Source organism: Novosphingobium beihaiense, from assembly GCF_022832375.1.
Lineage (GTDB): Bacteria > Pseudomonadota > Alphaproteobacteria > Sphingomonadales > Sphingomonadaceae > Novosphingobium > Novosphingobium beihaiensis.
The window spans coordinates 35,188-44,736 of sequence record NZ_JALHLG010000018.1 but is presented as its reverse complement, the minus strand read 5'-3'; the positions used below and the strand labels follow the sequence as shown (position 1 = coordinate 44,736).

The 9,549-nt window shown below is 65.9% G+C and carries 15 protein-coding genes; 4 read left to right on the top strand and 11 right to left on the bottom strand.

The genetic code is table 11. From position 1 onward, the window contains the following. Positions 1-9: 9 nt before the first annotated feature. Complete coding sequence (locus MTR66_RS13100) at positions 10-708, bottom strand: pirin family protein (RefSeq protein ID WP_243921747.1); 699 nt, start codon at positions 706-708, stop codon at positions 10-12. 125 nt (positions 709-833) lie between these two features. Here MTR66_RS13100 and MTR66_RS13095 point away from each other — a divergent pair, with 125 nt between their 5' ends. Both MTR66_RS13095 and ygfZ read left to right on the top strand, forming a co-directional pair. Then, positions 834-1,739 (top strand): LysR family transcriptional regulator, encoded by a 906-nt coding sequence (locus MTR66_RS13095; protein WP_243921745.1) that lies wholly within the window; start codon positions 834-836, stop codon positions 1,737-1,739. A 56-nt stretch (positions 1,740-1,795) separates the two neighbouring features. Continuing rightward, positions 1,796-2,566 carry a CAF17-like 4Fe-4S cluster assembly/insertion protein YgfZ gene (gene ygfZ, locus MTR66_RS13090; protein ID WP_243921743.1) on the top strand — a complete coding sequence of 257 codons (771 nt, stop codon included), beginning with the start codon at positions 1,796-1,798 and terminating at the stop codon, positions 2,564-2,566. 10 nt (positions 2,567-2,576) lie between these two features. On the opposite strand, the gene MTR66_RS13085 is transcribed toward ygfZ, so the two are convergent. From MTR66_RS13085 to rplU, 4 genes are all read right to left on the bottom strand, one after another. Next, complete coding sequence (locus tag MTR66_RS13085; RefSeq protein WP_268740485.1) at positions 2,577-3,137, bottom strand: GNAT family N-acetyltransferase; 561 nt, start codon at positions 3,135-3,137, stop codon at positions 2,577-2,579. Between the two features lie 151 nt (positions 3,138-3,288). Next, complete coding sequence (locus MTR66_RS13080; RefSeq protein ID WP_243921738.1) at positions 3,289-3,840, bottom strand: GNAT family N-acetyltransferase; 552 nt, start codon at positions 3,838-3,840, stop codon at positions 3,289-3,291. Positions 3,841-4,108: 268 nt separating this feature from the next. Continuing rightward, positions 4,109-4,378 carry a 50S ribosomal protein L27 gene (rpmA, locus tag MTR66_RS13075; protein WP_243921736.1) on the bottom strand — a complete coding sequence of 90 codons (270 nt, stop codon included), beginning with the start codon at positions 4,376-4,378 and terminating at the stop codon, positions 4,109-4,111. A gap of 26 nt (positions 4,379-4,404) precedes the next feature. Then, positions 4,405-4,701, bottom strand: coding sequence for a 50S ribosomal protein L21 (gene rplU / locus MTR66_RS13070; RefSeq protein ID WP_243921734.1), 297 nt, complete (start codon positions 4,699-4,701; stop codon positions 4,405-4,407). A gap of 258 nt (positions 4,702-4,959) precedes the next feature. Between rplU and MTR66_RS13065 the strand changes: the two genes are divergently transcribed. Further along, the gene (locus MTR66_RS13065; RefSeq protein WP_243921732.1) at positions 4,960-5,499 is read left to right on the top strand and encodes a hypothetical protein; all 540 of its coding nucleotides are present in this window, start codon (positions 4,960-4,962) and stop codon (positions 5,497-5,499) included. Positions 5,500-5,851: 352 nt separating this feature from the next. On the opposite strand, the gene MTR66_RS13060 is transcribed toward MTR66_RS13065, so the two are convergent. The 6 genes from MTR66_RS13060 to MTR66_RS13035 all read right to left on the bottom strand — a co-directional run bounded on the left by MTR66_RS13060 (position 5,852) and on the right by MTR66_RS13035 (position 8,654). Continuing rightward, a complete protein-coding gene (locus MTR66_RS13060; RefSeq protein ID WP_243921730.1) occupies positions 5,852-6,166 on the bottom strand; it encodes a hypothetical protein in 315 nt (104 codons plus the stop codon). A gap of 77 nt (positions 6,167-6,243) precedes the next feature. Continuing rightward, on the bottom strand, positions 6,244-6,687 hold the full coding sequence (locus MTR66_RS13055) for a molybdenum cofactor biosynthesis protein MoaE (RefSeq protein ID WP_243921728.1): 444 nt from the start codon (positions 6,685-6,687) through the stop codon (positions 6,244-6,246). 1 nt (position 6,688) lies between these two features. Beyond that, entirely contained in the window at positions 6,689-6,931 is a 243-nt protein-coding gene (locus tag MTR66_RS13050) for a MoaD/ThiS family protein (protein WP_243921726.1), read from the bottom strand. Between the two features lie 6 nt (positions 6,932-6,937). Beyond that, positions 6,938-7,942 carry a GTP 3',8-cyclase MoaA gene (gene moaA, locus MTR66_RS13045; protein ID WP_243921724.1) on the bottom strand — a complete coding sequence of 335 codons (1,005 nt, stop codon included), beginning with the start codon at positions 7,940-7,942 and terminating at the stop codon, positions 6,938-6,940. Beyond that, entirely contained in the window at positions 7,939-8,283 is a 345-nt protein-coding gene (locus MTR66_RS13040; RefSeq protein WP_243921722.1) for a Rossmann fold domain-containing protein, read from the bottom strand. Before MTR66_RS13040 ends, moaA begins: the two co-directional genes overlap by 4 nt. After that, positions 8,283-8,654 carry a dihydroneopterin aldolase gene (locus MTR66_RS13035; RefSeq protein ID WP_243921720.1) on the bottom strand — a complete coding sequence of 124 codons (372 nt, stop codon included), beginning with the start codon at positions 8,652-8,654 and terminating at the stop codon, positions 8,283-8,285. The genes MTR66_RS13040 and MTR66_RS13035 overlap by 1 nt, the downstream gene beginning before the upstream one ends. Before the next feature lie 111 nt (positions 8,655-8,765). Here MTR66_RS13035 and MTR66_RS13030 point away from each other — a divergent pair, with 111 nt between their 5' ends. After that, positions 8,766-9,500 carry a class I SAM-dependent methyltransferase gene (locus MTR66_RS13030; protein WP_243921719.1) on the top strand — a complete coding sequence of 245 codons (735 nt, stop codon included), beginning with the start codon at positions 8,766-8,768 and terminating at the stop codon, positions 9,498-9,500. Positions 9,501-9,549 lie beyond the last annotated feature (49 nt).

The window sequence follows — 9,549 nt, the reverse complement described above, 5'->3', positions numbered from 1 at the left end:
GAGAGGAAATCAGGCCGCGTCGACGAGGACCAGTTCGGTATCCTCGATCGCGGTTACAGTAATGGTGTCGAGGCCGGTAATGGCAATACCGTCACGCGCCTGCGCCTCGACATCGCCGATCTGCACCCGCCCGGTGGCGGGAACCATATAGGCGTGGCGGCCGGGCTCAGTGGCATAGGTCAGCGTATCGCCTGCCTTGACGGTGGCGCCCAGCACGCGGGCATCGGCATTGATCGGAAGCGCGTCATCGTCGCCCGCGCGGCCGCTGGCCAGCGTGACGAAACGCCCGGCCCGGTCATCCTTGGGAAACGGGCGGGCACCCCAGCCCGGCTCCTCGCCGCGCCGGTCCGGCATGATCCAGATCTGGAACACGGTGGTGGGCACATCCTCCAGATTGTGCTCGGAATGGCGGATGCCGGTTCCCGCGCTCATCACCTGCACGTCGCCCGCTTCGGTGCGGCCGGTGTTGCCCAGGCTGTCCTGGTGCGTGATGGCGCCGGTGCGGACATAAGTGACGATTTCCATGTCGCGGTGCGGATGGGTGGGAAAGCCCGTCTTCGGCGCGATGGTATCGTCGTTCCACACGCGCAGGCGGCCCCAGTTGGTGCGCGCCGGATCGTGATAGTCGGAGAAGGAAAAGTGATGGTGCGCGTCAAGCCAGCCGTGGTTGGCGCCGCCGAGGCTCTTGAAAGGGCGGAGTTCGATCATGGGAGCACTCCTTGCTTGAACGGGTTGAACAGAGGGGGCCGGTGCGGCCCGATGCGCTCCAGATAGGCCTTGGCATTCGATCGGGAAATTGGGATAAATTCGACTCAAACGTTCGGATAAGTTGAATGCCTGAAATCGCCCCGCCCAGTCTTGATCACCTGCGCACGTTTCTCGCCGTCGTCGAAGAAGGCAGCTTCAATGCCGCCGCGCGCAAGCTGGGCCGGGCCATCTCGGTCGTCAGCTACGCCATTGCCCAGCTCGAAACCCAGCTCGACGTGCGCCTGTTCGACCGTGAGGGATCGCGCAAGCCGCGCCTGACCGAAGCGGGCCGCGCGCTCGTGACCGAAGCGCATGCGATCGCCGATGATGTCGATGCCCTGCTCGCCAAAGTGCGCAGCCTGCGGCAGGGGCTGGAAGCGGAATTGTCCTTCGCCGTGGACGTCATGGTGCCCGGAAATGTGCTGGCCCCGCTCCTGCGCGACTTTCAGGAACGGTTTCCCACCGTGCCGCTGCGCCTGCACGTGGAAGCACTGGGCGCTGTGGCAGGGCTGGTGCTGGACGGGCGCGCGACGCTGGCGATTGCCGGACCCGACCTGCTCGACCTGCCTGAAATCGAACGCGAAACGATCGGCAGCGTCGAATTCGTCATTGTCGCCGCGCCTGGCCATCCGCTTGCAAAGGCAAAACGAATCGCGCCCGGCGATGTGCGCAAGCACATACAGCTTGTCCTCACCGACCGTTCGCCGCTGACCGAGGGGCGCGACTATTCGGTGTTCAGCCCGCGTTCGTGGCGGCTGGCCGATCTTGGCTCCAAGCACGACCTGCTCAAGGAAGGGATCGGCTGGGGATCGATGCCGCGCCACCGCGTGCAGGAAGACCTCGACAGCGGCGCGCTCGTCGAACTGCACCTGCCGGAGCGGCCCTCCATCGACTATGCGCTGGTTGCTCTGTGGCGCAAGGACAGCCCGCCGGGCCCTGCCGCCGTCTGGGTGCTCGATGAAATGCGCGAACGGCTTGCAAAGTGTTCATGAGGTAAAGTGCGCGACGGGGTCTTGTACCGCACTGCACAATTCCCACCTTTCCTTGCATGACTGCAACCCGCCTGTTCGACCGCGCCGTGATCCGCCTGTCCCCGCGCGAGGGGTCCGGCGAAAGTGTCACCGATTTCCTCCAGGGCCTCGTCACGTCCGACGTGAAGAAGGCGCTCCCGGTCTGGGCCGGGCTGCTGACGGCGCAGGGCAAGGTCCTGTTCGATTTCGTGGTCTGGCCCGCGGGCGAGGATATTCTGCTCGATTGCGAAGCCGCCGCCAGCGAAGCGCTGATCAAGCGGCTGACCCTGTACCGCCTGCGCAAGGCGATCGACATTGCCCGTGATGACAGCCTCGCGGTGCACTGGCGCCCCCACACCGGAGACGCGGCGGCCGCCGATCCGCGCCTGCCCGCGCTGGGCGAACGCTGGATTGCCGCCGTCGATGCCAGCGATCCCGAAGAGGCCGAAACCGGCGCCGACGCCGCCTGGCGCGCCCACCGCCTCGCCCTCGGCGTGACCGAAGGACAGGCCGAACTGGGCGATGGCGAGACGCTGTGGCTGGAATGCAACGCCGCCGAACTGGGCGGCGCCTGCTTCACCAAGGGCTGCTTCGTCGGGCAGGAAAACACCGCGCGGATGAACTGGCGGCAGAAAGTGAACCGCCGCCTGATCGTCGTTCCGCTGGACCGTTCGGACGAGAAACGCCGCCGCGCGGCCTACCCCGATCTGGGGCTGGCCGTCGATCACCTGCGCGTCAGCGACATCGCGCCCGATCTAGTGCCCGCCTGGCTGGACCTGACCCCAGCCGCCGCGCAGGAACCGTCCTGAACGCAGGACTTCAAGCGCTGAGCGCTTCTCCGGACTGTTCGCTGCTGCTGTTCCAGCTCCGCCGGTCAAGATCGACGACGTACAGACCGGCCAGGGCCTCTTCCCCCCGGCCTGCGCTGTAGCGCAGCTGTTCCTTGCCGGTATCGCGGAACCCGGCCGCTTCGAGCACGCGCACCGAGGCATTGCTGTCCACGAAATGCCTGGCAATCAGCCGGTGATGACCCAGCGCGCGGGCCTGGTCCACCACGGCGCGCAGCGCCTCAATCGCATACCCTTGGCCCCGGTAGTCCGCCGCAATCCAGTAACCGACTTCCACATCGTCCTGGAACTTGCCCAGGCCGATACCGCCAACGAGCTTTGCACCCCGGGCACCACGCAGGTACATGAAGAAATGCGGCAGACGCGGATCGCGAGGGCGATCAAGATACTTGCGCGCGGCCTCACGCGTGCTCGGCATGGCCGACACTGCGATCGTGCGCTGAATCAGATCATCGCCGAGCGCCTCGACGAGATCGTCCACGTCCTCCGGCCACCCGGGCCTTAGAAATAACCTCTCCGTGCGGATAAACATGCCACGGTTCTCCGTTGTCCCGACTCCGCATGCGCATGATGCGCCAAAACAAGGAAAATTGCACGCAGCTTTCCATGCAATGGGCACAAGGCGCGATGAGACCCTGTCACCGTCCGGTTAACAAAAGCTTTCAGCCGCCTTGCGCGGAAGATCAGGCGGCGCGTTTGCAGCCCATCTCGCTGCCCTCGTCAGCCTCTGCGAAGATCAGTTCGTACTCGCGCGAGGGGCAGGCCTTGCCCCGGCCCTTGCTGTACCGCTCGGACACACGCCCGGTCCGCCGGAAGCCTGCCTTTTCCAGCACGCGCCCGGATGCGGGATTGTCCACGAAATGGTGCGCGGTGATGCGTTCGTGCCCCAGCGTTTCAGCCAGCCCCAGCACAGCCTGTGCAGCCTCGCTGGCATAGCCCTTCCCCCAATGGGAACGCGCAATCCAGTACCCCAGTTCGGCACATCCCGCCGCCTGGTGAAGGCCGACACAACCCACCATGCGCGCGCCATCTGCCCCCGGAACCGTGATGAGGAAACGGGGCAGGCCGCGCTCGTGGGGCAGGCCGAGAAAGGAACGGGCATCTTCGCCGGTATAGGGCCAAGGCACATTGGCGAGATTGCGCACGACTCTCTCGTCACCGATCAGGCGCAGTATCTCTTCCCAGTCCTCGGGCCAGCCGGGCCGCAGGAACAGCCGTTCGCTGCGAATGAACATCTTGAGTCTCCACTCATCCGTCCCGCGCGCCCTTTCTATCCGGGGCGCGTGACATTGCGATTACGCATGCACACCTGAAAAGCGCAGCCAGCCACGCCTGCATTGGTCAAATGCGACAACGGCTGACCGCAGCGGCGTTGCATGCGGCGATATGAGGGAGAAAAGCAAAGAGGGAGACAGGCCTTGGCCCTCTCCCTCGTTCAGCCGGTCTTCCGAAGAGACCGGCGGGGCCATCCCGTCAGGATGGCCCTTTATTCCGGCCATCCGGTTATTCGGCGGCTTCTGCCATGGCATCGACCGACACGTACTTGCGGCCGAGTTTGCCATCGTGGAAGCGCACGCGGCCTTCGGCCAGCGCGAACAGGGTGTGATCCTTGCCCATGCCAACGTTCACGCCCGGGTACACCTTGGTGCCGCGCTGACGAATGATGATGTTGCCGCCGATCACTTCCTGACCGCCGAACTTCTTCACACCGAGGCGGCGGCCTGCTGAGTCGCGGCCATTGCGCGACGAACCGCCTGCTTTCTTATGTGCCATTTCCCGTTACTCCGAATGCGCGCGGCTTAGCCGACCGAGGTGATGCGCAGCAGGGTCATCTGCTGGCGGTGGCCGTTCTTGCGGCGATAGTTGTGGCGGCGGCGCTTCTTGAACACCACGACCTTCTCGCTCTTGGCCTGCGCGATGATCTCGGCCGAGACCTTGACGGCGGACGCGTCGGCGATTTCGCCGTCGTTGCCAGCCAGCAGGACGTCGTCCAGAGTGATGGTCTCACCGGCTTCACCAGCCAGCTTTTCGACCGCGATCTTGTCTCCGGCGGCAACCCGGTACTGCTTGCCGCCCGTGCGCACAACTGCGAACATGGTGCCCTTACCTAATTTCAATGTGCCCGAAACGAGCCGAAACAACCTTGCCCCGGCCGCTGTACCAACCGTGAAACGGCAAGCCATGCGGGCGACGCGCCGGACACCCCGCGTCATGCGGAGGGCCGGAAAGAGTGGGTGCCGTTAGGGCAACGCCCGATTCGTGTCAACCGGGGACTGGGCTTTGCAGGCCGCCAGGCCAAGAATTCACGGACGAAATCCTCTCCCCTCGCTCCCGCACCATGCTATGGCAGCCCCATGATCCGCGCGAAAGCCCGTTTGCCGCTCGTCCCCCCGGCCATTCTTCTGGCCCTTCCGCTGGCATTGCTGGCCTCGGCCTGCTCCACTGCGGGCCGCTATCCCTCGCTGGCTTTGCGCGATGTGGAGCGGGCCAAGCCCGTTGCGGGAGATCCCGCGCCGCCTGTCAGGCCGCTGCCGCCCGCCTCGGCCAGTCTCGTCACCCGGCTTGACGGGCTTGTCGCCATCGCGCGCGACGCGGACCGCCAGTTCCAGGCCCAGCGCCCCGCTGCCGAGCGCGCGGTAGGCGCCGCCGGTGATGTGGGCAGCGATTCGTGGAGCACGGCCAGCGTCGCGCTCGCCAGCCTGGAATCGAGCCGGTCGAACGCGATGGCCGCGCTCGGCGATCTCGACACGCTCTATGTCGATGCCCGCACGGCAGGCGCACTGGAAGAAACGCCCAGCGCCAAGGCCATCGCCGCGGCCCGCGATCAGGTGAATGGCTGGGTTGCCGCGCAGGACGATGTCATCGCGCACCTCTCCGCCCGCCTGCCGGGCTAGGCCGGATCGACATTCAGATGATGGCGAGCCGAAAATGGTGATTTTGCGTGATCCGGAGCGCAGCGTACTTTCTGTACGTGAGCACCGGAAGCGCGCGAAAACGCCATTTGCAGGCCCTCAGGGCTGAATGTCGATCCGGCCTAATCCCCTTTCCGGAAACGGCCAAAAAGAAGCCCCTTCCCCCCGAAAGGGGAAGGGGCCCTCCGAACGACCGCCCTTCTGTCCTAGAGCCCCCCGGCCGGACAGAACGGCCAGTTATAGCAGCTGTAGCTTCCCCGCCGGCCCCCTGCCCAGGATCAGCACGGGCGGAAGGAGACCTGAGTGGCGGCTTGGCCGGTCAGCCGCCGTCCGTTCAGAGTAGCGATACCGCATGCCGTGGACTGCCCCCAGTCACAGCAGCGGTATCATAGTCAGGCCTTGCCTTGGCCCAGCGCCCCGCAAGGGCAAAGACAAAGACGACAAATCCTGCGAGCGTCATGATCGCGGCCGCAAGCGCCGCATCGAGGAACAGCGCCGCCGTCCCCCCGATTACGGCCAGATAGAGCCCGGCCATCACGCCGAAAAACCCGCGCGGCAGCCCCGGTTTGCGCCCCGCGCCCAAACTTAAAGGAGAATCGCCGGTACAGGCAAAGCTCTGGAGCTGTTCCTGGCTGAAGCGCTTCGACATCGTGATGACCTCCTTACAGTCGTGTCACCATGTCGCAGTTTGGCGATTCACAAATTGACCGCCGTCAACTTTGCCCGTCAGCCCCAGCGGGCGATATCTTCGAAATCCTGATCGCGCGGCTCGATCCAGCGCCATTCGCCGTCCGCCTTTTCGCGCTTCCAGAACCACGATTCGCTCTTGAGGTGGTCCATGGCGAAATCGGCGGCGGCAAAGGCATCGCGCCGGTGACGCGCGGCGGCGGCGACCAGCACGATCGGGTCGCCCGGCATCATCACCCCGCTGCGGTGGATCACCAGCAGCCCGTCCAGATCCCAGCGCCCGCGCACGCGCCCGGCCAGATCCTGCATCGCGGGAAGCGTGAGCGGTCCATAGTGCTGCAGTTCCAGCGCCTCCACGCCGCCGCCCGCGCGCACTTGCCCCAGGAAACTGACCACGCCGCCCGCCTCGGGGCGCGCGGCGGTGAAAGCCGCCAGTTCGCGGGCCGGATCGAACGGATCGGCCAGCAGGCGCACGTCACTCATCTCAGCCGCCCGAAACCGGCGGCAGAAAAGCGATCTCGTCCCCGTCCTTGAGCACCGGCGCGTCCTTGTCCTGCAGCAGGATGCCATTGACCGCCAGCTTCACACGCGGCCCGCGCAGCGCACTGGCCAGACCGGGCTCCAGCCCATCGAGCACCGCATCGATGGACGGGACGAGGGGAATAGTACGGCTGCCGCCGCCCGCCGCATCCTCAAGCCGCCCCAGAAACACCAGATTGATTGCCATCGCCTCTCAGCCTCCCGTCATGGACATATGACGGGTAAGTGCCGGGGCGGCGCCGGGTTCCTCGATCGCGAAATGATGGCGTTCCGGCTTGATCCGCATCGCCGTATCGAGCGCGCGCGACAGTTCCGCTTCGGGATCGCCGCTGCGCAGCGCGGCGCGCAAGTCCACCTGCTCGTTCCCGCCAAGGCAGGCATAGAGCTGGCCGGTCGCCGTCACCCGGATGCGGTTGCAACCGTCGCAGAAATTGTTGGTCAGCGGCGTGATCAGGCCCAGCCGCCCCCCGGTTTCGGCCACGTCCCAGTACCGCGCCGGGCCGCCGCTGCGGTGGCTGCTCGGCGTCAGAGTCCATTGCCGGGCAAGCCGGTCCTGCACAGCAGCGAGCGGCAGGTAATGATCGAAGCGGTCCTCCTCGACATCGCCGAGCGGCATCACCTCGATCAGCGTGGCATCGAAACCCTGCCCATGCGCCCAGGCGACCAGATCGGGAATCTCCTCCTCGTTGATGCCCTTGAGCGCCACGGTATTGAGCTTCACCTTCAATCCGGCCGCCTTGGCCGCCGCCAGCCCTTCGAGCACCTGCGGCAGCGAATCGCGGCGGGAAAGGCGCTGGAACACCGCCCGGTCCAGCGTATCGAGCGAGACGTTCACCCGGCGTATCCCGGCCGCGGCCAGATCGTCCGCGAATTCGGCAAGGCGCGTGGCATTGGTGGTGAGCATCAGCTCTTCCAGCCCATCGCCCAGCTTGCGGCCCAGCGCGCGCACCAGATCGATCATGTCGCGCCGCACCAGCGGCTCGCCGCCGGTCAGGCGGATCTTGGTGATCCCGCGCGCGATGAAGCCCAGCGCCATGTCGTGCAGCTCTTCCAGGCTCAGCACGTCCTTGCGCGGCAGGAAGGTCATGCGCTCGGGCATGCAATAGGCGCAGCGCAGATCGCACCGGTCCGTGACCGAAAGCCGCAAGTAGGTGATGCGGCGCTGGAACTGGTCCACAAGTGGCTGGGAAGAGGTCATCCGGCGGGATATAGCACTGGCCCGGCCCCATTTCCATCGAGCGGAAGAAACTGCCCGGTCACCCCCGCCGCGCCGTCCAGCCATCGCACGGCCGCGTCCGCTTCTGCCTGGCTGGCGCATTCGATCGCATTGATCCGCGACGGGGCGAAGCGGCGGGCCAGCCCCTGCACCACCGCGAGCCGCCAGCCCCGGTGCTCGTGCGAAGCGGGCAGGAATACCAGCGTCAGCGGATCGGCGCCCGCGTTCAGCGTGGCTTCCACGCCCGGCAGAACCCGCGCATGGAAATCCGTCGCGGCATCGAGCGGATCGTCCGCCAATGGCCCGGCGTAGAGCAATTCCATCAACGCCGGTCCCGCGTAAGCGTCATCCCGATCTTCTCGCCATTCTCGGCGATCGCCAGCTTGACGATCTTGACCGTCACCGCCTCGACCCGCTCGTCCTGCAGGAACAGGGTTTCGCAGATGTGATCGGCGACCGCCTCGATCAGCTTGAAATGGACGCCCGGCGGCAGCGCCTCGGACGCCGCGAACTTCAGGTCCATGTAGTTCTTGCTGGCGCCCAGCGGCGTATCCGGCGCGTAATGAGCGATCGGCTTCAGGCGCACGGAGATCGTGAAGCGCAGCGGCTGCGGTTTGCCCGTCTCTTCCGAATAGATGCCGGTGAGGACATCCTGCTCGAAATCGGCAACTTCTAGGATGAGGCTGTCTGCCATTCCGCGCCGATGCCATCGCCACGGGCAAAAGTCCATTGCGCACAGCACGGTGGAGCGTGCGGTCATCGAGTGGTAGACGAATGCCCGCACACCAACGGTGGAGATGCCCCCATGCGCAAGACCATGCCTTCCCTGACAGCCGCCGCCCTCCTGCTCGCCTGCTCCGGCGCCGCGAATGCCGGGGATGCCGTTAACCCCGCCATCACCGATGCCCTGACCAGCAGCGCCCGCCCGGCCGGGGACGTGGCGCGCGATGCGGAGCGCAAGCCCGCCGCACTGATGGCCCTTGCCGGTGTGCGCGAAGGCGCCAGCATCGCCGAGCTGGCTCCCGGCGGCGGCTACTACACCCGCTTGCTGAGCCTTGCCGCAGGCCCCGAAGGCCATGTCTTTGCCGATTCGGGGCGCCCGGTGCCTGCCGTGGAGGCCTGGGCCGCCGATCATCCGCAAGTAACCGTATCGATCATCAAGGCGGGCGACGATCTCGCGCCCGAGCCGGTCGACATCGTCTGGACCACCCAGAACTATCACGACTTCAAGAATGCGAAGATCGGCGATACCGACGGCGCCGCCCTTTACAACAAGGCCGCGTTCCGGGCGCTCAAGCCGGGCGGGGTCTATCTCATCAATGATCACGCCGCCGCGGCGGATGCCCCGGCCGATGTCACCTCGACGCTGCACCGGATCAAGGAAGCCACCGTGATCAAGGAAGTCGAAGCCGCAGGGTTCACTTATGCAGGCAAGAGCACCGCGCTCGCCAACCCGCAGGACGATCACACGCTGAAAGTCTTCGATCCAGCGATCCGGGGCAAGACCGATCAGTTCGTGCTGAAATTCGTGAAGCCCTGAAACAGCAGGAAAGTCCTCCCTGTCGCGAAGCGATGGGGAGGGGGACCGC